The sequence below is a fragment of the Streptomyces spirodelae genome (assembly GCF_017676385.1).
GTDB lineage: Bacteria > Actinomycetota > Actinomycetes > Streptomycetales > Streptomycetaceae > Streptomyces > Streptomyces spirodelae.
The window spans coordinates 36,057-61,847 of record NZ_JAFFZN010000033.1 but is presented as its reverse complement, the minus strand read 5'-3'; the positions used below and the strand labels follow the sequence as shown (position 1 = coordinate 61,847).

The 25,791-nt window shown below is 71.5% G+C and carries 23 protein-coding genes; 17 read left to right on the top strand and 6 right to left on the bottom strand.

The window, feature by feature from the left end:
* Positions 1-109 precede the first annotated feature (109 nt).
* Entirely contained in the window at positions 110-697 is a 588-nt protein-coding gene (locus tag JW592_RS28325; RefSeq protein ID WP_209268091.1) for a Uma2 family endonuclease, read from the top strand.
* A 57-nt stretch (positions 698-754) separates the two neighbouring features.
* Here JW592_RS28325 and metG read toward each other — a convergent pair whose 3' ends face one another.
* Positions 755-2,365 (bottom strand): methionine--tRNA ligase, encoded by a 1,611-nt coding sequence (gene metG / locus JW592_RS28320; RefSeq protein ID WP_209268090.1) that lies wholly within the window; start codon positions 2,363-2,365, stop codon positions 755-757.
* 341 nt (positions 2,366-2,706) lie between these two features.
* Here metG and JW592_RS28315 point away from each other — a divergent pair, with 341 nt between their 5' ends.
* From JW592_RS28315 to JW592_RS28280, 8 genes are all read left to right on the top strand, one after another.
* Positions 2,707-2,928 carry a hypothetical protein gene (locus JW592_RS28315; RefSeq protein WP_209268089.1) on the top strand — a complete coding sequence of 74 codons (222 nt, stop codon included), beginning with the start codon at positions 2,707-2,709 and terminating at the stop codon, positions 2,926-2,928.
* A gap of 199 nt (positions 2,929-3,127) precedes the next feature.
* The gene (locus JW592_RS28310; RefSeq protein ID WP_209268088.1) at positions 3,128-5,212 is read left to right on the top strand and encodes a PhoX family protein; all 2,085 of its coding nucleotides are present in this window, start codon (positions 3,128-3,130) and stop codon (positions 5,210-5,212) included.
* 136 nt (positions 5,213-5,348) lie between these two features.
* Complete coding sequence (locus tag JW592_RS28305; RefSeq protein ID WP_209268087.1) at positions 5,349-6,689, top strand: NAD(P)/FAD-dependent oxidoreductase; 1,341 nt, start codon at positions 5,349-5,351, stop codon at positions 6,687-6,689.
* A 98-nt stretch (positions 6,690-6,787) separates the two neighbouring features.
* On the top strand, positions 6,788-7,933 hold the full coding sequence (locus JW592_RS28300; RefSeq protein WP_209268086.1) for a magnesium and cobalt transport protein CorA: 1,146 nt from the start codon (positions 6,788-6,790) through the stop codon (positions 7,931-7,933).
* 259 nt (positions 7,934-8,192) lie between these two features.
* Positions 8,193-8,984, top strand: coding sequence for an ABC transporter ATP-binding protein (locus JW592_RS28295; protein WP_209268085.1), 792 nt, complete (start codon positions 8,193-8,195; stop codon positions 8,982-8,984).
* Positions 8,981-10,297, top strand: coding sequence for an FtsX-like permease family protein (locus tag JW592_RS28290; RefSeq protein ID WP_209268084.1), 1,317 nt, complete (start codon positions 8,981-8,983; stop codon positions 10,295-10,297). The genes JW592_RS28295 and JW592_RS28290 overlap by 4 nt, the downstream gene beginning before the upstream one ends.
* 44 nt (positions 10,298-10,341) lie before the next feature.
* Positions 10,342-11,700, top strand: a complete 1,359-nt coding sequence (locus JW592_RS28285; protein WP_209268083.1) for a sensor histidine kinase — start codon at positions 10,342-10,344, stop codon at positions 11,698-11,700.
* Positions 11,697-12,401, top strand: a complete 705-nt coding sequence (locus tag JW592_RS28280; RefSeq protein ID WP_209268082.1) for a response regulator transcription factor — start codon at positions 11,697-11,699, stop codon at positions 12,399-12,401. The genes JW592_RS28285 and JW592_RS28280 overlap by 4 nt, the downstream gene beginning before the upstream one ends.
* Before the next feature lie 39 nt (positions 12,402-12,440).
* Here JW592_RS28280 and JW592_RS28275 read toward each other — a convergent pair whose 3' ends face one another.
* Together JW592_RS28275 and JW592_RS28270 are read right to left on the bottom strand one after the other, a co-directional pair.
* Positions 12,441-13,844, bottom strand: a complete 1,404-nt coding sequence (locus JW592_RS28275) for a GntT/GntP/DsdX family permease (protein WP_209268081.1) — start codon at positions 13,842-13,844, stop codon at positions 12,441-12,443.
* Positions 13,845-13,899: 55 nt separating this feature from the next.
* On the bottom strand, positions 13,900-14,412 hold the full coding sequence (locus tag JW592_RS28270; protein ID WP_209268112.1) for a gluconokinase: 513 nt from the start codon (positions 14,410-14,412) through the stop codon (positions 13,900-13,902).
* 232 nt (positions 14,413-14,644) lie between these two features.
* Here JW592_RS28270 and JW592_RS28265 point away from each other — a divergent pair, with 232 nt between their 5' ends.
* Together JW592_RS28265 and JW592_RS28260 are read left to right on the top strand one after the other, a co-directional pair.
* Positions 14,645-15,397, top strand: a complete 753-nt coding sequence (locus JW592_RS28265; RefSeq protein WP_229376995.1) for a FadR/GntR family transcriptional regulator — start codon at positions 14,645-14,647, stop codon at positions 15,395-15,397.
* Between the two features lie 103 nt (positions 15,398-15,500).
* The gene (locus JW592_RS28260; RefSeq protein WP_209268080.1) at positions 15,501-16,097 is read left to right on the top strand and encodes a potassium channel family protein; all 597 of its coding nucleotides are present in this window, start codon (positions 15,501-15,503) and stop codon (positions 16,095-16,097) included.
* A 2-nt stretch (positions 16,098-16,099) separates the two neighbouring features.
* Here JW592_RS28260 and JW592_RS28255 read toward each other — a convergent pair whose 3' ends face one another.
* Positions 16,100-16,300 (bottom strand): hypothetical protein, encoded by a 201-nt coding sequence (locus JW592_RS28255; protein ID WP_209268079.1) that lies wholly within the window; start codon positions 16,298-16,300, stop codon positions 16,100-16,102.
* A gap of 549 nt (positions 16,301-16,849) precedes the next feature.
* Positions 16,850-18,091 carry a helix-turn-helix domain-containing protein gene (locus JW592_RS28250; RefSeq protein WP_209268078.1) on the bottom strand — a complete coding sequence of 414 codons (1,242 nt, stop codon included), beginning with the start codon at positions 18,089-18,091 and terminating at the stop codon, positions 16,850-16,852.
* Positions 18,092-18,249: 158 nt separating this feature from the next.
* Between JW592_RS28250 and JW592_RS28245 the strand changes: the two genes are divergently transcribed.
* From JW592_RS28245 to JW592_RS28220, 6 genes are all read left to right on the top strand, one after another.
* Entirely contained in the window at positions 18,250-18,699 is a 450-nt protein-coding gene (locus JW592_RS28245) for a hypothetical protein (protein WP_209268077.1), read from the top strand.
* 96 nt (positions 18,700-18,795) lie between these two features.
* Positions 18,796-18,963: a DUF5670 family protein gene (locus JW592_RS28240; RefSeq protein WP_209268076.1), complete on the top strand. Its 168-nt coding sequence runs from the start codon at positions 18,796-18,798 to the stop codon at positions 18,961-18,963.
* Positions 18,964-19,039: 76 nt separating this feature from the next.
* Positions 19,040-19,549, top strand: coding sequence for a mycothiol transferase (locus JW592_RS28235; RefSeq protein WP_209268075.1), 510 nt, complete (start codon positions 19,040-19,042; stop codon positions 19,547-19,549).
* 52 nt (positions 19,550-19,601) lie between these two features.
* Positions 19,602-20,198, top strand: a complete 597-nt coding sequence (locus JW592_RS28230; RefSeq protein ID WP_209268074.1) for a 2Fe-2S iron-sulfur cluster-binding protein — start codon at positions 19,602-19,604, stop codon at positions 20,196-20,198.
* The gene (locus JW592_RS28225; RefSeq protein ID WP_209268073.1) at positions 20,195-21,214 is read left to right on the top strand and encodes an FAD binding domain-containing protein; all 1,020 of its coding nucleotides are present in this window, start codon (positions 20,195-20,197) and stop codon (positions 21,212-21,214) included. Before JW592_RS28230 ends, JW592_RS28225 begins: the two co-directional genes overlap by 4 nt.
* A gap of 60 nt (positions 21,215-21,274) precedes the next feature.
* Complete coding sequence (locus tag JW592_RS28220; RefSeq protein ID WP_209268072.1) at positions 21,275-23,383, top strand: xanthine dehydrogenase family protein molybdopterin-binding subunit; 2,109 nt, start codon at positions 21,275-21,277, stop codon at positions 23,381-23,383.
* Between the two features lie 27 nt (positions 23,384-23,410).
* Here JW592_RS28220 and JW592_RS28215 read toward each other — a convergent pair whose 3' ends face one another.
* On the bottom strand, positions 23,411-25,771 hold the full coding sequence (locus JW592_RS28215; RefSeq protein WP_209268071.1) for a DUF6571 family protein: 2,361 nt from the start codon (positions 25,769-25,771) through the stop codon (positions 23,411-23,413).
* Positions 25,772-25,791 lie beyond the last annotated feature (20 nt).

Here is a 25,791-nt window from a genome sequence, read left to right as displayed (position 1 = left end):
TCGGCAACGCCATGGGCCCGGGTTCTTGAGCAGGACCCGGGCCTGTGGCATGCCCGATACTGTGAAGGCATACGCAGCCTGCCCGGCCGCCGAGTGGAGGCGAACGATCATGACGGTGCCCGCACTGAGCCCCCGTCCCGGCAACCTGCGCGAGGTCGCGGAGGAGATCGAGAGGGCGACCGGACTGCGAGTGGAGATCCTGGGAGGGAAGCTCGTGATGTCCCCGACCCCGCGTGGCAAGCACGCGGGAACGATCAAGAGACTGTCCAGGCAGCTCTCGCCACAGCTCCCGGATGGGCTCGACGCGTACGAGATGTCCTCCATCGCCCTCCCCGACGACCCGGACGACTACTGCACCCCGGATCTCGTCGTCCTGCCCACTGAGTGGGAGGAGGACGACGAATGGCTTGTCGACCCGGGCGATGTCGAGCTGGCCGTCGAGGTGATCTCCAAGTCGGAGAAGGCGAAGGACGTCACCGCCAAGAACGGCTGGTACGCGACGGCGGGCGTGCGCACGCTGCTGGTCGTTGATCCGCGGGGTGGTGACTGGGCGCTGTACACGCATCCACGCGACGGCGTCTACCAAGGCGTTCTGCACGGCAAGTACGGGGAGGAGCTGCCGCTCCCGGCGCCGTTCACCCGACCCGTGGACACCTCGTGCCTCCCGTTGTACGGGGACGGCGCCCGGCCCGCCTGACAACGCGTGAGCCCCGCCCTCGGGGGCGGGGCTCGGAGCACGACCGGGCGGGCGCTGCTACTTCGTCTCCTCCAGCCGCGGGAAGAGCGCCGCGCCCTTGGTGACGGTGGTGCCCGCCGGGAGGCGGCCCCACTCGGCGGCGTCGGCGACGCGCTGCTCGGACAGCGGGCCGAGGGCCGGCTCGGCGCCGAGGGACTCCCACAGCTTGGCGCTGGAGTCGGGCATCACCGGGTTGAGGAGCACGGCGCAGGCGCGGAGGGCCTCGGCGGCGGTGTAGAGGATGGTGGCGAGGCGGGCCTGCGCCTCGGCCGACTCGTCCTTGGCGGCCTTCCACGGCGCCTGCTCGGTGAGGTAGCCGTTGACCTGCTTGATGAAGTCGAAGATCGCGGCGATACCGCCCGCGAAGTCGAGCTGTTCGCCGATCCGCTCGTCCGCCTCGCGCGCCGCCTTGGCCAGTCCGTCCGCGATGGCCTGCTCGGCCTCGCCGGGTGCCAGGGCCTCGGGCAGTGCGCCCTCGAAGTACTTGCCGACCATGGCCGCCACCCGGGAGGCCAGGTTGCCGTAGTCGTTGGCGAGCTCACTGGTGTAGCGGGCCGAGAAGTCCTCCCAGGAGAAGGAGCCGTCCTGGCCGAAGGCGATGGCGCGCAGGAAGTACCAGCGGTAGGCGTCCACGCCGAAGTGGTCGGTGAGCTCGTGCGGCGAGATGCCCGTCAGGTTGGACTTGGACATCTTCTCGCCGCCGACCATCAGCCAGCCGTTGGCGACCACCCGCTTGGGCAGCGGCAGCCCGTTGGCCATCAGCATCGCGGGCCAGATCACCGCGTGGAAGCGGAGGATGTCCTTGCCCACCAGGTGCACATCGGCGGGGAAGGTCTCCTGGAACTTCTCCGGGTCGGAGCCGTAGCCGACGGCGGTGGCGTAGTTGAGCAGCGCGTCGACCCATACGTAGATGACGTGCTTGTCGTCCCACGGGATCTTGATGCCCCAGTCGAAGGTGGAGCGGGAGATCGACAGGTCCTCCAGGCCCTGCCGGACGAACTGCATGACCTCGTTGCGCGCCGACTCGGGCTGGATGAACTCCGGGTTCGCCTCGTAGTGCGCGAGCAGCTTCTCGCCGTAGGCGGAGAGCTTGAAGAAGTAGTTCTCCTCCTGGAGCATCTCCACCGGCTTCTTGTGGATCGGGCAGAGCTTCTGGCCCGCGTACTCTCCCTCTCCGTCGAGGAGTTCGCCGTACGTTTTGTACTCCTCGCAGGGCACGCAGTACGGACCCTCGTAGCCGCCCTGGTAGATCTCACCGCGGTCGTACAGGTCCTGGACGAACTCCTGGACGCGGTCGGTGTGCCGCTTCTCGGTGGTGCGGATGAAGTCGTCGTTCGCGATCCGCAGGTGCTTCCAGAGGGGCTTCCACGACTCCTCGACAAGCTTGTCGCACCACTCACCCGGGCTGACCCCGTTGGCCTCCGCGGTGCGCATGATCTTCTGACCGTGCTCGTCCGTGCCGGTGAGGTACCACACCTTCTCGCCGCGCTGGCGGTGCCAGCGGGTGAGCACGTCGCCTGCGACGGTCGTATAGGCGTGGCCCAGGTGGGGAGCGTCGTTCACGTAGTAAATGGGGGTCGAGACGTAGTACGTCCCAGGTCCCGTCTGCTCTGATCCAGTGGCCGCCATACCCGAATCCTATCGGCCGCGTGCCACCCCTTTCCCCGCGCCGTTTCCGGCCACGCGGCGTCAAGGCGGCGAGTGGTGGATCACCCCTGGTGGGTGGCGGTCGCAGGAGAAGAACAACAGTCATCGAACGGCTACATGCGTGCACGAAGACGGCGACGAACGCTCAATACCGCGCGTGAGACGGGCACGATACGGCGTGGGCTGAGCGTTGGCCCCTTGACGGGGACGCTGACCGCGGCACGGGCCGCTCCGCCGAGGGGGCGACGCACGGTGATGAGCTCGGCGCGTCATGTGCAATGTGGCGGTCCAGCGACGACAGTGACGGCGAAGGAGGTGGCAGCGTGCACTCCGAGGGGCCCAACCCGGGCACGTGTTGCCGCTGCGATCTGCCGGTGCGGCACCGGGCCCTGATCGCGATCATCGAGACGGGCTCCGGGCCCGGCGGCAGCGCGTACGCGTGTCTGCCCTGTGCCCGCGACTATGCGAAGACCTCGCTCGCCCCGGAGTGGATCGGTGAGACCATCGCGCACGCGGAGGCCATGCGGCTCGCGTTCGACGAGTAGCCGCGCCCCGAGCGGTCGTGCCCCCACAATCAGAAAGAAACCCGCAGCCCGCAACGGCGGGACAGCGGCCCCCCTCCCCGGCGCGGCAAGCCCGCAGGGGCAACGTATTCACCCGCGGTTCACTCCGAGGTCGCCCCTGCGCGTACCCGTGCCCATAGCGTCACGGCGGCGTACGGCGTACAAGACCGGAGGAACGACGATGCGAAAGCCGCTGCCGCTGCTCACCTCCCACCCCACGGGAAGATCAGCGATGACCTGCCGCTACCGCTGCGGCGACGCCTGCTTCCACGAGGTGCCCAACACCAGCTCGAACGAGTACGTGGGCGACGTCATCGCTCGTGCCCTCTCGCGCCGGTCGGTGCTGCGTGCCGGTGCCGTCGTCGGCGCCGCCGCTGTGGGCACCGGGCTGACCGGTCCCGGTGCCGAGTCGGCCGCGGCCGCCGTACCGGCAGGCAAGGGCCACAAGCACGGCAGGACGGGAAGGGCGGCGAAGGGCCTGCGGTTCGAGCCGGTCGCGCCGAACACCGCCGACAAGGTCACCGTCCCCGAGGGGTACGGGCAGAACATCGTCATCCGGTGGGGTGAGCCGATCCTGCGCGGGGCGCCGGACTTCGACCCGGAGCGGCAGAGCGCCAAGGCGCAGGCCGGGCAGTTCGGCTACAACAACGACTTCCTCACGCTGCTGCCGCTGGGATCCCGGCACCGTGGCCATGGCGCCGACCAGCTCCTGGTGGCAAACCACGAGTACACCGACGAGGAGCTGATGTTCTCCGGGTACGACCCGGAGAAGCCCACCCGCGAGCAGGTGGAGATCGCCTGGGCCGCGCACGGACTGTCCGTGGTCGCCGTCGCAGGCGAGCGGCGTACCGGCGCGCTGCGTGCCGTACCGCGCCACCCGCTCAACCGCCGGATCACCGCCACCACGCCGTTCGAGCTGACCGGCCCGGCGGCCGGCGGCGAGCTGCTGCGCACCGAGGCCGACCCGCGCGGGCGCCGGGTGCTGGGCACGCTCAACAACTGCTCGGGCGGCACCACCCCCTGGGGCACGGTGCTCTCCGGCGAGGAGAACTTCAACCAGTACTTCGCCAACGCCGAGAAGGTGACCGACCCCGAGCGGGCCGCCACCCTCAAGCGCTACGGCGTCACGGGCGGGGCCAGTGAGCGGCGCTGGGAACAGTTCGACGAGCGCTTCGACCTGACCAAGGAGCCCAACGAGGTGCACCGCTTCGGCTGGGTGGTCGAGCTGGACCCGTACGACCCCGACTCCACGCCGCGCAAGCACACCTCGCTCGGCCGCTTCAAGCACGAGGCGGCCCAGCCGCGGCTGTCCCGGGACGGGCACGCGGTCGTCTACATGGGCGACGACGAGCGCTTCGACTACTTCTACAAGTTCGTCTCCAAGAAGACGATGCGCCGTGGGAGGAGTGCCGAGGACCGCCGCCACAACATGTCGCTGCTGGACGAGGGCACCCTGTATGTCGCCAAGCTGACCGGCGACAGCCCGGCCGACGAGATCGACGGCAAGGGCACGCTGCCCGAGGACGGCGAGTTCGACGGCGCGGGCACATGGATTCCGCTGGCCAGCGGCGACCGCTCCTTCGTCGAGGGCATGACGGCCGAGGAGGTGTACGTCTTCACCCGGCTGGCCGCCGACAAGGCCGGCGCCACCAAGATGGACCGCCCCGAGGACATCGAGCCCAGCCCGCGCACCGGCCGGGTGTATGTGGCGCTGACCAACAACACCGACCGCGGCAAGGACGGCAAGCCGGGCCCTGACGAGGCCAACCCGCGCAACGCCAACAAGCACGGTCAGGTACTGGAGCTCACCGAGCGGCACAACGATCCCACCTCGCGGGCCTTCTCCTGGCGGCTCTTCCTGGTCTGCGGCGACCCCGAGGACCCGGGCACCTACTTCGGCGGGTTCCCCAAGGACCAGGTCAGCCCGATCTCCTGCCCGGACAATGTCACCTTCGACGACTTCGGCAACCTGTGGATCTCCACGGACGGCAACAAGCTCGGCTCCCACGACGGGCTGTTCGGCGTCGCCACGGCGGGGGCGCGGCAGGGTGAGGTGCGGCAATTCCTGACCGTGCCGACGGGTGCTGAGACCTGCGGTCCGCTGGTGCAGGACCGTCGGGTGCTGGTTGCGGTGCAGCACCCCGGGGAGGTGGACGGGGCTTCGGTGGAGAAGCCCGCGTCCACCTGGCCGGATGGGCCGGGTACGTATGTCCGTCCGGCGGTGGTGGCTGTGTGGCCGGAGGACGGGTCCCGGGTGGGGCGGTAAGGGCCGCTCCGGGAGCACCGGGGCATGTGCGGGCGCCGCACCACGCGCGGTGGCGGCGTCCGCACCCGCATGCCAGGGTTAAAGACGGCAAGGAGTGCAAAGGGGACAGAAGACTCGAACCGTTGCGGGTGCAGCCATGGAGCGAACCAGGATTCTGATCGTCGGCGGCGGCTTCGCCGGAGTCGAGTGCGCACGCGGACTGGAGCGTGGTCTGCGGCCCGAAGAGGCCGAGATCAGCCTCGTCACCCCCGCCAGCTACGAGCTCTACCTCCCCCTGCTGCCCCAGGTCGCGGCCGGAGTGCTCACCCCCCAGTCGGTCGCGCCACCGCTGCGCCGGCTGGTGCACCGGACCTCCATCATCCCGGGCATGGTCATCGGCATCGACCCGCACAACCGGATGTGTGTGATCCGGCTGATCAGCGGCGAGACCGTCAACCAGCGCTACGACCGGCTGGTCCTCACCCCCGGCAGCGTCACCCGCAGCCTCGACATCCCCGGCCTGAACGAGCAGGCGCGCGGTATGAAGACCCTGGCCGAGGCGGCGTACGTACGCGACCATGTGATCGCCCAGCTCGACCTGGCGGCGGCCAGCAGCAACGAGCAGGAGCGCAAGGAACGGCTGCAGTTCGTCGTGGTCGGCGGCGGCTACGCGGGCACCGAGACGGTCGCCTGCCTCCAGCGGCTCACCAACTCCGCCGCCAAGCGCTATCCGCGGCTCGACCCCGACCTGATCAGATGGCATCTGCTGGACATCGCACCCAAGCTGATGCCCGAGCTCGGCACCAAGCTCGGGCGGCGCGCCCAGCAGATCCTGCGCGAGCGCGGCACCGACGTCTCCCTGGGGGTCTCCGTCGCCAAGGCGGAGGAGCGCCGGATCACCCTCACCGACAACCGGGTGCTGCCCTCCCGCACCCTGATCTGGACGGCGGGCGTCGCCGCCAGCCCGCTGATCGGCACCCTGGACGCGGAGACGATCAAGGGGCGGCTGGTCGTCAACGCCGACTTCACGGTGCCGGGCCACCCGGGCGTCTACGCGCTGGGTGACGCGGCGGCCGTGCCCGACCTGACGAAGGTCGGCGGCGCGGTGTGTCCGCCCACCGCGCAGCACGCCAGCCGGCAGGGCAAGCACATGGCACGCAACCTGGTCGCCGCGCTGCGCGGCGAACCCATGTCGCCCTACCGGCACAAGGACCTCGGCCTGGTCGTGGACCTCGGCGGCATGGACGCGGTGGCCCGCCCGCTGGGGTACGAGTTCTCCGGGTTCCCCGCGCAGGTCATCGCGCGCGGCTACCACCTGATGGCCCTGCCCACGTTCACCGCCAAGGCCCGCACGGTGGCGAACTGGAACCTCAACGCGCTGACCGGCGACGACTTCCTGCGCACCGGCTTCCTCTCCCGCCGCCCCGCCACCCTCCAGGACATGGAGGCCACGGACGCCTACCTCACCCAGGAGCGCGCACGCGAGCTGACGCCGTGAGAACCTCGCGGCGGCCGGGTGTGGGATGCGCATCCGGACGCGATTTGCGGGCACAGTTGGGGATGACCGGGAAACGATCAGGAGCCTGAGGAGCCCCCATGCCCGCGGTGCCGGTGGTGCGCAGCCTGCGCAGGGTGGTGCGGCCACGTGTGCCGCGCCCCGTGGTGGATCTGTCGCATCCGGCGCGCTCGCCGCTGGGCACCTCCGTGGTGAGCTGCGCGGCCTACGACCGCGAGGGCACCCGGCTGATGGCGGAGTGCGGCATCGAGGAGGCGCTGGCCTGCGTCCGGGGGCACGGCAGCGAGGACGACCGGGGCGGCTTCGTCTGGATCGGGCTGCACGAGCCGACGGAGGCCGAGTTCGAGGGCATCACGGAGCTGTTCGGGCTGCATCCGCTCGCCGTGGAGAACGCCCTGGAGCCGCACCAGCGGCCGAAGGCCGAGTGGTTCAGCGGCGCGATGATGTTCGCCGTCTTCAAGACGGTCAGCTATGTGGAGCGCGAGAAAGTGTCCACCGCCAGCGAGGTGGTGGACACCGGCGAGATCGTCGTCTTCACCGGCGCCGACTTCGTGATCACCGTACGGCACGGCAGGCACGGTTCCCTCGGCCCGCTGCGCGAGGAGCTGGAGGCCGACCCTGAGCGGCTGGCACAGGGCCCCGCGGCGGTGCTGCACGCGATCGCCGACCGCGTCGTGGACGACTATCTGCTGGTCGCGGACGAGCTGCAGACCGACATCGACGACCTGGAGAGCGATGTGTTCGCCTCCGAGGCCCCGTTCGGAGGCAGCGGCAGCGGCGGCGGCTCCGGCACCGCGCGGGTCTACCAGCTCAAGCGCGAACTGCTCGGCCTCAAGCGGGCGACCCTGCCGTTGGCCCGGCCGCTGGAGTTGCTGTCCGACCGCCCGAACCGCCTCATCGATCCCGAGATACGCAAGTACTTCCGGGATGTGGCCGACCACCTGGCCCGCGTCACCGAGCAGCTCGCCTCCTTCGACGCGCTGCTGGACTCCATACTCCAGGCCCATCTGGCGCAGGTCTCCACAGCGCAGAACGAGGGCATGCGGAAGATCAGTGCGTGGGTGGCCATTGTCGCCGTCCCGACGATGGTGTGCGGCATCTACGGCATGAACTTCGACCACATGCCGGAGCTCCACTGGCGGTTCGGGTATCCGCTGACGCTGGTCTTGATCGCTGTCATTTGTGTAGGCATGTACCGCGCTTTCCGCCGGAACGGTTGGCTGTGAGGGCTGGCGAGGGGCTGCCCCTTGCTCGCCGCTGCAGTCTGCGGGTTGTTTGTGGCTTGTCGCGCAGTTCCCCGCGCCCCTGAAGGGGCACCCCCTGCTGTGCTTGGGCAGTCTGCGCCTTGGGGGTACCTCCCGGACGGAGTCTGGGGGAGCAGGGCTGGCAAGCGCAGCCCCCCATGCGGGGTTCGGTAATTCCGTACCGTCACCCGGGGTGCGAGCTCCCTCGTTGCGGCGGCCCGCGATTCGTAGCGTCACCAGCATGGTGAACATGGCGAGCGAACAGCATGGGGCCGCCCTGGCTCTAAGAGGGGTCACCCGGCGTTACGGGCGACGCCAGGGCACCGTCCACGCCCTGCGCGGCGTCGACGCGGAGCTCCCCAGGGGCAGCTTCACAGCGGTGATGGGCCCCTCGGGCTCCGGCAAGAGCACACTGCTCCAGTGCGCCGTCGGCCTCGACCGGCCGACGGCGGGCAGCGTACGGATCGCCGGAACGGAGCTGACCCGGATGGGCCGCCGCGCCCTGACGCGGCTGCGCCGGGAGCGGATCGGCTTCGTCTTCCAGTCCTTCAACCTCCTCCCCGCGCTGACCGCGCAGCAGAACGTGGCGCTGCCACTGCGCCTCGCGGGCGGCGCAGCCCGCGGGTCCCGCGACGCGGCCGGCGCCGCGCTGGCCCGCGTCGGCCTCGCCGACCGCGCCCACCGGCGGCCCGCCGAGCTCTCCGGCGGCCAGCAGCAGCGCGTCGCCCTCGCGCGGGCGCTGGTCACCGAGCCGGAGGTGATCTGCGCCGACGAGCCCACCGGGGCGCTCGACCCGACGACGGCCGAGGAAGTCCTGGCGCTGCTGCGGCAGTCGGTGGACGAGTTGGGTGCCACGGTGCTGATGGTCACCCACGACCCGGCGGCGGCCGCGCACGCGGACCGGGTGCTGTTCCTGGCGGACGGTCTGCTGGTGGACGAGTTCCCCGCCGGTCACGTACGGGGAACGGCCGCCGCGCACATCGCGGGCCGGATGCGGACGCTGACCCGTCCGGGAACCGGGGTGGTCGTATGACCACCGGACTCGCCCGCGCCTCCGTGCGGGCAAGGCCCAGCGCCTTCGCCGGGGTGTTCTCCGTGCTCGTACTGTCCGCGACCGTCGTCACCGCCTCGGTCGCCATGCTGCGGACGGCCTCCGGAATCCCGCCCGGCCAGGCGCGGGAGGCGGTCGGCGCGATGGGCGCCGGGTTCACCGTGGTGACCGTCTATCTGTCGGTCTTCGTCATCGCGCAGGTCATGGCGCTGACCGTGGCCGCGCGGGCGCGGGAGAACGCGGTGCTGCGCGCGGTGGGTGCGCTGCCCTGGCAGATCCGGCGCACGGTCGCCACCGAGGCGCTGTGCACGGCGCTGCCCGCGCTGCCCGTCGGGTACGCACTCGGCTTCCTGCTGGCGCACATATGGCGGGACGGGATGGCCGCGCACGGGCTGCTGCCGCCCGGCGTTCCGCTCACCGTGGGGCTGCCGCCCGCGCTGGCGGCGGGCGGCGTGCTGTTCGTGACCTCGCAGCTCGGCGGTCTGCTGGCCGCGCACCGCGCCGCGCGGGCCCGCCCGGTGGAGGCGCTCGGCGATGCGGCGGGAGCCCGGCGGGGTGTGACGGTCACCGGCGTGGTGCGCGGTCTCGGCGCCGTCCTCGCACTGGTGGGCGCAGCCGTACTGACGGCGGTCACCGCGGCTGGGCCGCGCGAGGAGGTGGGGGAGCACCTGCCGCTGGTGCTGCTCGCCCATCTGGTGGGGGTCGGCTTCGCCGGGCCCGCGATCGCGCGGGCGGCCGCCGGGGTGCTGGCCGTGCCGGTACGGCTGCTGACGGCTCCGCGCGCGCTGGGCGGCGGCGCTGCCGCCGAGCTGGCGTTCGCGCAGGCACGCGCGGCTTCCCGGCGGCTGTCCTCGGCCATCACGCCGGTCGCGCTGGTGGTGGCGTTCACGCTGGTCAAGCTGGCCGCGCTGGAGGCGGTCGCCGAACCGTCGTGGGTCGATCTGTTCGCGACGGTCCTCTACGCGGCCTTCGCCGCGTGCGCCGCCGCCAACACCCTGGTGCTGCTCAGCGTCGAACGCCGCCGCGAGGTCGCGCTGTTGCGCGCGGTCGGTGCCGGGTCCTGGCAGGTGCTGCGGATGCTGGTGGCCGAGGCCGCGACCGTCACCTGTGCGGGTTTCGGCGCGGGTGCGGGCGTCGCCCTGGCGGTGACGCTGCCGCTGGGCGAAGCCGCCGGTGCCTCGCTCTCGGCGCTGCCGTCGGCCACCTGGGCGGGCATCGGAGCGGGAGTGCTCGCCCTGGCCCTGGCCGCCACCCTGGCCCCGCTGCCGGGCCACCTGCGGCGGGCACCGGGGTGAGATCCTGTGACCTGCCCGCCGCGATTCCGACTGGACGCGCCCTCGTGACTGTGACAGCAACCCTCGATCGCCTCGGCGTTCCCGCCACCCGCGGGGCGCGAAGAGCGGTGGCGTACGCCCTCGCGGGGGTGCTCCCCGCCCTGCTCGGCGTACCGGCGCTGGCGCTGCTCGCCCTGGGCGCGGCCCTGTGTGTGACCCGCGTGGGGATGCCGGTGCTCTCCCTCGTGCTGACGGGGGTGCGCTGGCTGTCGGCCGTGCACCGGGTGCTGCTGCGCGGGCTGCTCGACGAGGACGTACCGGCGCCGCCCCGGCCGCGACCGCTGCGCGCGGCGCACGACGCCGTGGCTTGGCGGTGTGCGGCGTACGTGGTGGTCGGCGCGCCCCTCGGGGTGCTCCTCTTCGCCGTTCAGCTGCCGGTCCGGCTGTACGGGCTGGCGCTGCTGTCGTACCCGGTGTGGTTCCGTGCCGTGGGGCAGAACGGGCACCGCGGCCTCGAACTCACCGGTACGTTCCCGCTGGATTCCTGGCCCCGGGCGCTGGCCGTGGCCGGTGCCGGACTGGTGCTGCTGGTGGCGGCGGGCTGGGCGGGGCGCCGACTGACCGCGCTGGTCCGGCTGCTGGCCCGTACGCTCCTCACCCCGCAACGCCGGGAGGAGCTGGCCGAACGCGTGCACGACCTGGAGGAGACCCGCGCACTGGCCGTACGGGACTCCGCCGCCACCCTGCGCCGTATCGAACGCGATCTGCACGACGGCGCACAGGCCCGCCTCATCGCGCTGGGCATGGCGCTGACCAGGGCCAAGGACGCGCTGCGGGCACCCGAGCCGTCCCCCGCCGACGCCGCCAAGGCCCGTGAACTGGTGGAGCAGTCGCTGGGGACGGTCCGTACCGCACTGGGGGAGCTGCGCGATCTCGTACGCGGTATCCACCCGCCGGTCCTCGACAAGGGGCTGGTGCCCGCCCTCGCCTCCCTCCGCTCGGACATCGAGTCGCCGTCGCTGCGGGTGGAGTTGCGCACCGAACTGCTGTCCGGGCCGCGCCCGCCCGAGGAGGTGGAGACCCTCGCCTACTTCTGCGCGGCCGAACTGCTGACCAACGCGGCCCGGCACGCGCACGCCGACCGCGTCGTGGTCAGTGCCCGCGCCGAAGGCGGAGCCCGCGACCGTGTGCTGGTGCTGGCCGTCGAGGACGACGGCCGGGGCGGGGCGGCCCCTCCTCCACCCGCACCGGGCGGCTCGTCAGGACTGCGCGGCCTCTCGGAGCGGGTGCGTACCGTGGACGGCACGCTGGCCCTCGACAGCCCGCCGGGCGGCCCGACGACGGTGACGGTCCGGCTGCCGTTCGCCGCAGCACAGCCCGCCGGAGCACAGTCCGCCGGAGCGCACGGGAAGACGACCACATGACGACCACGACGCCCTCGACAGGGCCGGCACTCCGCCTGGTGATCGCCGAGGACGCGGCCGTCGTACGGGAAGGGATGGTCGGACTGCTCACCGACCGGGGCCTGGAGGTGGCCGCGGCGGTCGGCGACCCGGAAGCACTGCTGGAGGCGGTGGGCCGTACCCGTCCGGACGCCGTCGTCGCGGACATCAGGATGCCGCCCACGCACCGCGACGAGGGGCTGCGCGCCGCGGCCGAGCTGCGCCGCCGCCACCCCGGTCTGGGCATCCTGCTGTTCTCGCAGTACATCGAGACCAGCTACGCGCACACGCTGCTCGCGGACGGCGCTGCCGGAATCGGATATCTGCTCAAGGACCGGGTGCTGGATGTCGACGAGTTCGTGGCCGCGCTGCACCGGGTGGTGGACGGCGGCACCGCGCTGGACCCGGACGTCGTCGCCCGGCTGATGCGGGCCCGCCCCACGCCGGGGGCGCTGACCCCGCGCGAGTACGAGACCCTCGCGCACATGGCGGCGGGGCTCACCAACGCGGCCATCGCCGCGAGGATGGGCATCTCCCAGCGGGCGGTGGAGAAGCACACGGCCACCCTCTTCGACAAGCTGGAGATCCCGCGGACGACCGACACGCACCGCCGCGTCCAGGCGGTGCTCCACTATCTGGAATGCCGCGAGTATCCGGAAAGCCGCAAGGACGCCCCCCGCTGAAGGGGCGCCCTCCCGGTACGTGATCGCCTGCCGACGGCGCTACAGCACCAGCGACAGCAGCAGCAACAGCACCAGCGCCACCACGGAGATGATCGTCTCCATCACCGACCAGGACTTGACCGTCTGGCCGACGTTCATCCCGAAGTACTCCTTGACCAGCCAGAAGCCGGCGTCGTTGACGTGGCTGAAGAACAGCGACCCGGCGCCGACGGCGAGTACGACCAGTGCCGTCTCCGTCGTGGACATACCGGCGGTGAGGGGGCCGACGAGTCCGGCGGCCGAGACCGTGGCCACCGTCGCGGAGCCGGTTGCCAGCCGGATGCAGACGGCGATGAGCCAGCCGAGCAGCAGCGCGGGTATGGACCAGTCCTTGGACAGGTCCAGGATCATCTGGCCGATACCGACGTCGACCAGCGTCTGCTTGAAGCCGCCGCCCGCGCCGACGATCAGCAGGATGCCCGCGATCGGGCCGAGGGAGCCCGCCACGGTGGAGGACATCCGGTCCTTGGTGAAGCCCGCGGCCCGTCCGAGGGTGAACATCGCGACCAGCACGGCCACCAGCAGCGCGATCATCGGGTCGCCGACGACGTCCATGACGCGCTGCACGGTGTCCTCGGGGTCGTCGATGACGATGTCGGTGAGCGCCTTGGCGAGCATCAGGACGACGGGCAGCAGCACCGTCGTCAGCGTGCTGCCGAAGCCTGGGCGCCGGTCCAGTTCGGTGGTGGCGCGCTCGGGCACGACCCCTTCGGGCGGGGTGGTGTCCACCCAGCGGGCCGCCACCTTGCCGAACAGCGGCCCCGCGACGACGAGGGTGGGGATTCCGACGACGAGGCCGAGGGCCAGCGTCACGCCCAGGTTGGCGTTCATCGCGTCGATGGCGACGAGCGGTCCCGGGTGCGGCGGGACCAGGCCGTGCATCACGGAGAGCCCGGCGAGTGCGGGAATACCCACCCGCATCACCGAGTAGTTGCCCCGCTTGGCCACCAGCAGTACCACTGGAATCAGCAGCACCAGCCCGACCTCGAAGAACAGCGGCAGCCCGACGATGCCGGCGATCAGCGCCATCGCCCAGGGGATGCTGCGCTTGCTCGCCCTGGCCAGGATCGTGTCCACGATCTGGTCGGCGCCTCCGGAGTCGGCGAGCAGCTTGCCGAGGATGGCGCCCAGCGCGATGAGCACGCCGACGCCGGAGACGGTGTCCCCCAGTCCTGTGGTGAAGCTCGCGATGGCCTTGTCCAGCGGCGCTGCCGCCGTGGCGCCCAGCGCGAGGGTGCCGAGGGTCAGCGCGAGGAACGCATGCAGCTTGAACCGGGTGATGAGAACGACGATGACGGCGATGCCGACCAGGGCGGCGATCCCCAACTGGGCGTTGCCGGCGGACGTGATGGGGTCCGGTTGCTGCGACCCCGCGGCCAGCATCTCGGCACTGAGATGGCGCACGGCTCTTCCTTCTTCGCGGTGGGTGGGCTTCTTGTCGGTGGGGGGTGGGTGGGGGTCAGCAGTTGCCGACCGGCTGGACGGTATGCGGACAGGAGAGTGACACCAGCCCGTCCAGGGCCTGCTCGGTGACGCTCTCGGGGCCGGGAGCGACATCGATGACGACGCCCCGCTCGTCGGGCGCCAGCGGCTCCAAGGTCGCGAACTGGGAGTCCAGCAGCGCGACCGGCATGAAGTGGTCGGCCCGCTCCGCCATCCGGCGGCCGATCAGCGCCCGGTCGCCGGTGAGGTGCACGAAGACGATCCCGGGTGCGGCGGCCCGCAGCCGGTCGCGGTAGGCGCGCTTGAGCGCCGAGCAACTGACGACCCCGCCGCGGCCCTCGCGGCCGTGCGCCCAGGCGCCGATCGCATCGAGCCAGGGCGCCCGGTCGGTGTCGTCGAGCGGGGTGCCGGCGGACATCTTGGCGACGTTGGCGGGCGGGTGGAAGGCGTCCGCCTCGGCGTACGGCACCTCAAGGGCCTCGGCGAGCAGCCGCCCCACGGTGGTCTTGCCGGTGCCCGCCACTCCCATGACGACCACGACGCGGTGACCGGTCACTCCGGTGTTCTGCCTCCGCACCTCATCTCACCGTCCTCATCGACATCGACCTCGGCGCGGAGGACACTCAACCCCAAAGGTCACACGTATTCAATAGCTGGAAACCAATTAGTCATACTTAATTGCCGTGACGAGGAGCACGTAGGCTGAATGTCCCGGGCGTTCGCCGAGCGCACGGGGAGGGGCGGAGACGACCGGGAGACGCATGACCAGCCAGGACGAGGGCGCCGACGGCTCGGAGCAGGGCCGGGGGGCGGCGCGGACGCGCGAGCGCGGGCTGCACGGCAGAGTGCTCGCCTCGCTCGGTCCCGCCATCACGGCGGGTGAGTACCCGCCGGGCACGGTCCTGCTCACCGAGGAGCTGGCAGCCCGCTACGAGGTCTCCCGCACCGTGGCGCGCGAGGCCGTACGGGTACTGGAGTCCATGCACCTGGTTGAATCGCGGCGCAGGGTCGGAGTCACCGTGCTGCCGGCCGAGCAGTGGAACGTCTACGACCCGCAGGTCATCACCTGGCGCCTGGCCGGCGCCGACCGGGGCCGCCAGTTGCGCTCCCTCACGGTGCTGCGCTCCGCCGTCGAACCGGTCGCGGCCCGCCTCGCCGCCGAGCAGGCCACCCCCGAGGAGTGCGCCGCGCTGACCGAGCACGCGCTCGGCATGGTCGCCACCTCGCGCGGCGGACAGCTCGACAACTACCTGGTGCACGACATCGACTTCCACCGCGCCGTGCTGCGCGCCTCCCGCAACGAGATGTTCGCCCGTCTCGGCGATGTCGTCGCGGCCGTCCTCACCGGCCGTACCCAGCACGACGTCATGTTCAGCGACCCCCGCCAGGAGGCCGTCACCCTGCACGTCCAGGTGGCCGAGGCCGTCCGCGAGCGTGACGGCGCCCGCGCGGAGCGCATAATGCGCACCATCACCGAGGACGCCATGGCGGAGCTGGACGTCTTGGCGCCGTAGGTCATCTCGCCTGCTTCGCCCCGTAACCCGAAGGAGTAAGGCACCCCCCCCGGCCAGGCCCCTCCACAGCGCGCCGGGCGGCGACAGCTTGGACGATGGCCGCATGGCGCAGCCCTCCGACGAGCCGTCCGACGAGCCCTCGGGCGAGAGCGCCCATCGTCGGCCCGAGCCCTCAGGGCGGGGGTGGCCGCTGCTCGGCCCGGTGGTCGCGGCGCTGTTCGTGGCCTACTTCCTGCTGCCGGAACACCTTCTGGGGCCGGAGCGGCCGGTGCTGAGCTGGACCGTGTTCGGTGCCGCGCTGAGTGCCATCGCCCTGCTGCTGGTCAAGCACATGCGCGACGCCCTCTTCGACCGTCCCGGCACGGTCGTCGCGCTGGTCTCACTGATGTGCCTGTCCGTGCTGCTGTTCTCCTCCGCGTACTTCGTGATGTCGCATCACCCTGGCGAGTTCACCGGTCTGCGCACCCGGCTGGACGCCCTGTACTTCGCGCTGCTGACGCTGGCCACCCTCAGCTATGGGGACATCACCCCGCACGGCCAGTCCGTGCGGCTCGTCATCCTCCTCCAGATTCTCTACACCCTCGTCTTCCTCACGGCCGCCGCGACAGCGCTGACCGGCAAACTCCGCCGCTCGGCGGCGAGCCGCCCCCCGCGCGGGACGCGCCCCCCGCGCCGGACCGGAAAGCGCGGCCCCGGCTGAGGTCAGCCCGCGTCCACCGCGGCGAGGTCGTCCCGCAGCCACTGCGGGGCCAGTGGATACGCCGCGTACTCCCGCGCATGCGGCAAGCACGCCTCGACGGCCCGCCCGGGCCCCGAGTTCACATGCACGAGCGCCACCACCACGGTCCGGTCACACCACTGGCCGCACGGCAGGCAGTACCCGGCACCGACGACGCCGCTCACCGCGCCGCACCCCCGCCCGCGAGGGCCGCCCGAAGCCGCCCCGGCTCCGTCAGCCCTTCGTACGGCACCGCCCAGTACGGCCCCGGTGGCCCCGTCCGGTGCGGTGCCGGAACGGGCAGCCAGCACGCGACCGACAGCCACGCCACGCCGCCGATCGTCGCCACCTCTCCACCCCCGGAAGGGACCAGCCAGTACAACCAGGACCGGTACGGGTCCCCGATGACGCCGCCACACGCCTCTCCGAGCGCTTTGACCACCCCCCCCACCCCTGCGCGTACGGAACCCGCACGGCGTCCCACCACACCCCGACGGGCATGAGCGCGAACGGCGCGTGCGTCGGTGGGGACCAGTCGGTGTCGAGTTCGGAGTGACTGCTGCTGGTGCTGTTGGTGCTCTGCGAGGGCTGCGTCATGGTGGCCGTCCCGGGTCTGCAGGGCGCGGCACCGCGAGACGCTGGTGCCGCCGTACGAACCGCGACCGTACGGTTACGCGGTGCCCTCGCCCAGTGACGCTGTGTGCCAGTCCGGCGACGGGGTAGGACGTGGTGTCCTACCGCTCGACATGCAGCCTGTCGGCCAGCTCCGTCAGGGGGGAGGTGCGGCGGCGTTCACGGGTGTGGAGGTCGGAGACAAGGCGGCGGGTGGTGCCGTGGTAGCGCATCCATTCGGGAGCGTCCCGCTCTGCGGTGAGCAGTGCGTGGGTGGCGGCCTCGTCCTGGTCGAGGGCCGCGTGGGCGAGGGCGCGGTCCACGTGGAAGCGGGCGCGCCAGGTGGGTGGGAGGGAGGCGAGGTCGGGCACGGTGCGGGCGGTCGTGAGAGCCGGGGCGCAACGGTCCATCTCCACCTGGAAGTTGACCTTGGCGACGGCGGTGTTGGTGGGGCCGAAGGGGGTCGCGTAGTCGAGCCTGTCCCTTCCGATGCCGGCGGCCGCCGCAGTCGCCATGCGCAGCAGCTCTTCCACGCGGTCGTACTGGCGTTCACCCTGCCGCACCAGGGCCGTCGCGGCCCGCAGCAGCAGAATGCCCCACAGGGACAGGTCGAGCGGCTGGGAGCGGAACGTCGGCTCGACGCGGTCGGCATGGGCGAGCGCCACGTGCTCGGCGTCCTCCAGCCGCCCCTGTTTGGTGAAGACCCACGACAGCGTCGCTGCACCGATCGCCTCCAGGTGCGGATCGCCCGCGTGGCGGGCCGCGGCCGTGGCGCGCTCCATTGCGGTGAACGCGGCGTCCGGGTTGCCCAGCGCCGTCAGGGTGGTCGCCGCAACCTGGTACGCCTCCGCGAGGACCGCGTACGCCGCACTGCGGTCCTGCTCGCTCCCCTCGTACGCGCGCACGGCGGCGCGCGCGTCCCGGATCAGTTGCGGCAGTACAGCACCCACTTCGCCCATCCGGCCCGCGCGGCGGGTGCCCTCGGTCGCACGGAGGGAGGCGCGCAGGGCGCCGACGGTCGGCGGTTCCTCCGGGTCCTCACGGTCCGGTTCGCCAGGTGCGCCGATCAGGTCCCCGACCGGCGAAACCGCCCGCCGCAGCGCGAGCACCGAGGGCGCGCTGCCGTCCGGCCGCGCCTCGAACGTGACGGGCGAACCGACCAGCACCGACACGTCGACGTCCAGCGCCCGCGCGAGCTGGTTGAGCGTTGCCATACGCGCCGTCTGACGCCTGTTCTGTTCCAGCTTCCGGACGGTGTCGACACAGACCCCGGCCAGCTCCGCCAGTTGCTCCTGCGTCAGCCCGTGCCGCGTACGGAGCCGCCCGAGCCGGTCACCGATGCTGGTCTCGAACCCCTCGTGCATCGCACACCCCCACACGTGGACAACTCCACGCTACCGGCGTGAGCTCTCACGCGAAGGCTCTGTCAGCCCTCCGTGCGAGGATGCCAAGCGGCCTTGCGAGGGGATCGCGTACGGGGATGGCCGTCCAGAGCCACTGAGTCAGGGACAGGGGCACGACGATGCGCACCGTCACCATCACCGGAAGCCGTACGGCGGGGCACCATGAGCCCGCGCACTACGCACAGCTGTTCGCGGAGTATCTGGCGCCGTTCGCCGGGGACGCGCACTTCCACCTCGGTGGCGACCGGGGAATCGACAGCCTCGCGCTGACATGGCTGGCGGAGCGCACGAGCGCGTGGCTGACCGTCGCCGTGCCAGGGCTGCTGGACCAGCAGCCGCCCGAGGCCAGAAAGGCGGTCAACCGTGCGTGGGACCGTATCGCGGAGGTCGTCGAGCTGGGTGCCGACCCGTTGGACGACGCCGCGTATCTGGCGCGCAACCGGTGGATGGTGGACCGCTCCGGCATGGTGATCGGTTTCCCGGTCGGCACCAGCACCCAGTCGGGCACCTGGCAGACCCTGGACTACGCCTCCCAGCGGGGCAGGGCCCGGCTGATCGTGCCGATCTGATCCTGCCGATCCGCCAGGGCCGCCGCAGTGCGCTGCGAACCGCTGTGCGATTGGAGCGGAGCGGCAGGGGCACCCGGGCGGCGGAGGTGAAGAGCTATGGGTCCCTTGTTGCTCGTACTGCTGCTCGCGCTGATCCTCTTCGGCGCCGGGTTCGCCCTCAAGGCGCTGTGGTGGATCGCGGTGATCGTGCTCGTGCTGTGGCTGCTCGGCTTTCTCGTACGGCCGACGGTCGGTGGCCGGCGCGGCCGCTGGTACCGCTGGTAGGCGAGGCCCCTGCCCCCGCGAGGGGGCAGGGGCGAAGTACGCGTGGCGGGCCCTGAGGGGTCGTAAGGTCGCGAACATGGACACAACCGCCCTCCTCACGGACTCCTTCACCCGCGTGAACGGCGAGGTCCACGCCGCTCTGCGCGGCATCAGGAAGAAGCACCTCAACGAACAGCCCGAGCCGCGGAGCAACAGCGTGAGCTGGCTGATCTGGCACCTCACCCGGGTGCAGGACGACCATCTCGCCGACGCCGCGGGCACGGAGCAGGTCTGGCGCGCACAGGGGTTCGAGAAGCGGTTCGGGCTGCCGCTGCCCTCCGACGACACCGGATTCGGCCATGCGCCCGAGGACGTGGCGGCCGTCCGGGTGGACTCGCCGAAGCCGCTGCTGGAGTACCACGACGCGGTGCACGAACAGACCCTCAACTATCTGGACACCCTCAGTTCCCGGTCGCTCGACCGCATCGTCGACAACGCGTGGGACCCGCCGGTCTCGCTCGGGGTACGCCTCGTCAGCGTCATCGGCGACACCATGCAGCACGTCGGTCAGGCGTCCTTCCTGCGCGGCGTACTGGAGCGCCGCTGAGCCGGACAGACCGAAACCGATCCAGCAGCCGAGCCGAAGAGAGGCGCGCCCTGTGATCCCCCAGCGCACCGCCACCAGCTCAACAGTCACCCTGCACGTCAACGACACCGCGCACACCGTCACCGTCGACCACCGCACCACCCTGCTGGACGTGCTGCGCGAACAGCTCGACCTGACCGGCAGCAAGAAGGGCTGCGACCACGGCCAGTGCGGCGCCTGCACGGTGCTGCTGGAGGGGCGCCGCGCCAACAGCTGTCTGCTGCTGGCGGTGGCGCACGACGGCGCGCATCTCACCACCGTCGAAGGGCTGGGCGACGAGGAGCGTCCGCACCCGCTGCAGCAGGCGTTCCACGAGCGGGACGCTTTCCAGTGCGGGTACTGCACGCCGGGTCAGATCGTCTCCGGGGTCGGCATGCTGTGCGAGGCCGCCGAGGGCCACCCCTCGCACGCGACCCCCGGCTCGGTGCTGCAGCGGGCCACCGGCGCGCCCGCCGAGCTCGACCGGGACGAGATCCGGGAGCGGATGAGCGGCAACATCTGCCGGTGCGGCGCATACCCGCACATCGTCGAGGCGCTGGAGGACGTCACCGAGCAGACCCTGCGCCGTACGGACGGTGCCGCGCGCCGTACCGAGGGGGTGTCCGCGTGAGGCCCTTCACCTTCGAGCGCGCCACCACCCCGGAGGAGGCCGTCTCCGCGTACGCGGCGCAGCCCCACGCGCGGTTCCTGGCGGGCGGCACCAACCTGGTGGATCTGATGAAGCTCGGTGTCGAGACGCCCGAGCACCTCATCGACGTCTCCAAGCTGCCGCTGAACGAGATCGAACCCACCCCCGACGGCGGCCTGCGGGTGGGCGCCAACGTGCGCAACAGCGATCTGGCCGCACACCCCTCCGTCTGCCGCGGCTACCCGGCGCTCTCCCAGGCGCTGCTGTCCGGCGCCTCCGGACAGCTGCGCAATCAGGCCACCACCGGGGGCAACCTCCTCCAGCGCACCCGCTGTCCCTACTTCCAGGACCTGACCGCGCCCTGCAACAAGCGCGAGCCCGGTTCGGGCTGTTCGGCCGTGAGGGGCGTCAACCGGGACATGGCCGTGCTGGGCCACTCCGAGCACTGCGTGGCCACCCACCCCTCCGACATGGCCGTGGCACTGGCCGCCTACGACGCCGAGGTCGAAGTGCTCGGCCCGGAGGGGGTCCGTACGGTGCCCGTCGCCGCGTTCCACCGGCTGCCGGGCGACACCCCGCAGCGGGACACGGTCCTGCGGCCCGGCGAGCTGATCTCGCACCTCACCCTGCCGCCGGTGCCGGCCGGCGCCCGCGCCGCCTACCGCAAGGCCCGCGACCGTGCCTCGTACGCCTTCGCGCTCGCCTCGGCCGCCGTCGTCGTGGCGCTGGACGGCGCGGGCACCGTACGGCACGCCACGCTCGCGTTCGGCGGGCTGGCGCACCGGCCGTGGCGGGCGCGTACCGCGGAGGAGGCCCTGATCGGCTCCCGGGCCGAGCCGCAGAGCTTCGCCCGCGCCGTGGACGCCGAACTGGAGGCGGCCCGGCCGCTGTCGGACAACGCCTTCAAGGTGCCGCTGGCCCGCAGTGTGGCCGTCCACCTGCTGACCACCCTGACCGCCCGGGCCGACGACACCCCGAACAGCGCCGCAGGGATCTGAGGAGCCGAGGACACGGACGAGGACACGGACGCGGACGAGGACGAGGACGAGGACAGGACGATGGCTGTAGACGACACCACCACCCGCACCGACGCGACGGCGCAGCGCGTCCTCGGCTCCCCCGCTCTCCGCCGCGAGGGCCGCGCCAAGGTCACCGGAACGGCGCGGTACGCCGCCGAGCACACCCCGCCGCACTGCGCGTACGGCTGGCCTGTCGCAGCGGCCGTGCCGCGCGGCAGCGTCACCGGCATCGACGACGGCGAAGCCCTGGCGCTGCCCGGCGCACTGGCCGTCCTCACCCACGACAACGCGCCCCGGCTCGGCGAGCCCGACGACCCCACCCTCCGCCTGCTCCAGTCCCCGCGGGTGCCGCACCGCGGCTGGTACGTGGCGCTGGCCGTCGGCGAGACGCTGGAGACGGCGCGCGAGATGGCGCGGGCGCTGCGTGTCAGCTACGCCGAGGAGCCGCACGACAGCCTGGTGAGCGCCGACCATCCGGAGCTCTACCACCCCGAGCAGGCCAATGGCGGCTACCCCGGCGACCGGGAGACCGGCGACTTCGACGCGGAGTACGCGGCAGCCGCGCACCGCTTCGACCTCACCTACACCCTCAGCCCGCTGCACAACCACCCCATGGAGCCGCACGCCGCCACCGCCGTGTGGGAGGGCGGTCATCTGATCGCCTACGACTCCAGCCAGGGCGCCACCCTGGTCGGCCAGACGCTGGCCGCGCTCTTCGGCCTCGACCCCAAGCAGGTCACCGTCGTCTCCGAGCACGTCGGCGGCGGCTTCGGCTCCAAGGGCACCCCGCGCGCCCAGGTGGTGCTCGCCGCGATGGGCGCCCGGCACACCGGGCGCGCCGTCAAGGTCGTCCTGCCCCGTCGCGAGCTGTGCTCCGTGGTGGGTCACCGCGCGCCCACCATCCAGCGGCTGCGGCTCGGCGCCCGCGACGACGGCACGCTGGCGGCGCTCGGCCACGAGGCGATCACCCACACCTCGACCGTCGACGAGTTCGTCGAGCAGTCCGCCGTACCGTCCCGGGTGATGTACGGCGCCGACGGCATCCGCACCGGTCACCAGGTCGTCGCGCTGGACGTCCCCACCCCCTCCTGGATGCGCGCGCCCGGCGACGCCTCCGGCATGCTGGCGCTGGAGTGCGCCATGGACGAGGTGGCCACCGAACTCGGTATCGACCCCGTCGAGCTGCGGCTGCGCAACATCCCAGAGCGGGAACCGGACAGCGGCAAACCGTTCAGCAGCCACCATCTCGCCGACTGCCTGCGCGAGGGCGCCCGCCGGTTCGGCTGGGAGCGCCGCGACCCGCGCCCCGCCACCCGACGCGACGGCCACCTGCTGCTGGGCACCGGCGTCGCAGCCTCCACCTATCCGGTGCTGGTGGCGCCCTCCACGGCATCCGTCCAGGCGCTGGGCGACGGCTCGGACCCCTCGTACCACGTACGGGTCAACGCCACCGACATCGGCACCGGGGCGCGTACCGTCCTCGCCCAGATCGCCGCCGAGGAGCTGGGTGTGCCGTTGGACGCCGTCCGGATCGACGTCGGCAGCAGCGATTTGCCCACAGCGCCGCTGGCAGGCGGCTCCTCGGGCACCGCATCCTGGGGCTGGGCCGTCCACAAGGCGTGCCGGGAGCTGCGCGAGTCGGGCGGCAGCATCGTCACCGTCGACACCACGAGCGACGTCCAGTCCCTGGAGGAGTACGCACGGCACGCCTTCGGCGCCGTCTTCGCCGAGGTCGCCGTGGACACGGTCACCGGCGAGGTGCGGACGCGGCGGCTGCTGGGCGTCTTCGCCGCGGGCCGCATCCTCAACGCGCGCACGGCACGCTCGCAGTTCATCGGCGGGATGACGATGGGTCTGGGCATGGCACTGACCGAGCACAGCTCGCTGGACCCGGCGCTCGGCGGCTTCGTCGAGAAGGACCTGGCCGGCTACCACGTCCCCGCGCACGCGGATGTCCCCGACATCGACGCGCACTGGATCGAGGAGCACGACCCGCACCTCAACCCCGTGGGCGGCAAGGGCATCGGCGAGATCGGCATCGTCGGCACCCCGGCGGCCATCGCCAACGCCGTCCACCACGCCACCGGGCGCCGCTACCGGGAGCTGCCGCTGACCCCGGACCGGGTGGGAGTGCTGCTGGTGGAGTGAGCCGGCAGCGGCGCGGTGGCGGGCGGGTCAGGAGTCGGGGCGTTCCACGGGGAGGCTCTTGACCTGGTCGAGGGAGTCGAGGAAGGGCGCGGTGCGGGAGACCCTGGTCACTGCCTGGTTGTAGCCCTCCTTGGAGTAGATCTCCGCCCAGGTGTTGGACGTGTCGACGTGGTGGGTCTTCTCGATGGCTTCGAGGACGGCCTCGTTCTGCTGGATGTCGCGCTTCTGGGCGCGGTCGTACATCTGGGAGGCGATGTCGGCCTTGTCGATGCTCTCGCTCCTGGAGATCCGTGCGTCGATGTCGTAGGCGAGGGCGCTCTCCGCTCCCGTGACGATGGTGCCCAGGGCCGCGCCACCCACCGGGCTCATCCACTTGACCGTCGCGGGGATCACCGCGGCGGCGAAGCCCGTGTTGCCCCACAGCCGCGCGCTCAGCGTCGAGCTCTCGAACTGCGCGTCACGGGCGACGGCAGCTCCGACCACGGCTTCCTGGCGTCCGATGGCGAGCGTTCCTGAGGTCTCTCCGGAGGCGCGGAGGATTTCCTGCACGGTCTCCTTGGGGCTGGCGTCGTACTTCTGGCCGGCGGGCAGGTCGCCGGCCAGGTGGTGTTCCAGCGTCTCGGCTGTGTAGAGCTTCTGGGCCTGGGTCAGCGCCGCGTTGGCGTCCGGGTCCTGGCCGAGTTTGACGAGGAACCGGGTGACGTTCATGTGGTCGTTCTCGTGCGCCTCACCGTCGCCGAAGTTGGCCTGGACGCCCTCCATGGGGAAGAGCTTGGTGTCCTCGGAGCCGTCCTTCATGGCGCGGAAGAAGTCCGGCGTGTACTCGGCCGCGGCCCGGCCCAGCCCGTCGTGCATCCCCGGGGCGAGTTCGATGCCGTCCTTCTCGGCCACGCCCTTGACCAGCTCCGACATGATGTGCGCCTGGTCCTTGGTGTGGGACGGCGGGTGCGCCAGGGGAGCGTCCCAGTCGTGGCCGGTCGTCGCGGAGGCCAGCGCGTGACCGAGGGCCACCCGGGGCCCGGTGGCGCCCTTGTCCGGGCCCTCGCCCGACGGTTCACCGTCCGGCAGCCACCTGCGTTCCCGCAGCGTGTAGTCGAACTTGTCGTCGTCGTTGAAGAAGTCCGTGGACGCTTCCGCGTTGTGGCCCAGCGCCTCCATGTAGCCGGTGAACGGGTCCGCGCCGTTGTCGTTCGCGTCGCCGAAGTTGAGGAAGTCGTTGGGCGCCCGTCCGTTGCTGAGCCACTTGCGGTGTCCCTGGTCCTCCTCGCGGCCCCCGGGACCGATGAAGGACTTCTTGTCCGTCTCCACCAGCTTGTCGCCGTAGTCGTGCAGGAACTGGGTGTCCCACTTCCCCGTCCGCATCAGGTTGCTCATCACCTGGAAGCCGTAGGGCGGCTCGGACATGTAGGGGCCCGTCTCGCCCGGCAACCGTTTGTAGCCGAGGTCGATGACGTCCTGCTTCCACTGCGTCATCTCGGGCGAGGTCGAGCGGCTGGCCAGGGCGAGGGTGTTGCTGAGATTGTCCTGGAGCGCGGCGAGCTGCTTGTCCACCCCGGCCGGACGCTTCTTCGGCTCCATGAACGGGCCGTCTTCGTAGTCCGGCTTCGCCGTCCTGTACCAGAACTCGAGGATGCCCTTGGCGCCCTTGCGGGTGGCGAACTCCTCGGCGAAGTAGGGGTTGTCGGAGTTCCTCGCGAGAATGCCGTTGACCTTGGAGATCAGCTTCGGGTCCCGTTTGAAGTCCTCGTCGCCCGCCAGCTTGAACAGCGCGTCGGCGTCGTTCCTGGCCTGCTTGTCCAGGTCCGCGAGGTGGCCCGCGATGTTGTCGTTGAAGCCCTCGCCCTCCGGGTCGTACAGCAGGGCGGTCTTCAGCGCCTGGTCGGCCTCGGACGCGGTGGTCAGTGCCGTCAGGATGCGGCGGTTGAGGTCCGCGATCGTCTCGTGGTAAGCCTTCCGCAGCCCCGGGCTGTCCTCGCTCGCGGGCGGGTCGATGTAGACGACGCCGTCCTTCTCGTTCAGCAGAAGGTAGTTCTTGGCGTCCTTGTCCTTCGGCTTGGCGTTCACCTCGTCCTCGACGGCCTTCAGATCGTCCTTGGCCTGCTGGATCCTGTTGAGCGCCTCGGACATCACGATGCTCATCTTCCGGGCCTGCCCCGCGGCTTCCGTCACCTGGCCCTGCAGGCTGCGGAACGCTTTGAACGCCGCGTCCTTCGCCTCCCCGTGCCACCCGGACTGGTGTGTGGTCAGCGGTTTGGAGACCGTGCGCTCGAAGCTCGTATGGACCTCCATGAAGTCCTCGGGGAGCTTGCCCCACTCACGCACGGCTTCGCGCAGCGGCGTCAGATCGACGTGACGTACCGTCGTGTAGTCGAGAGTGTGCTCGCTCATCGCCCTGCTTCCCCGCTTTC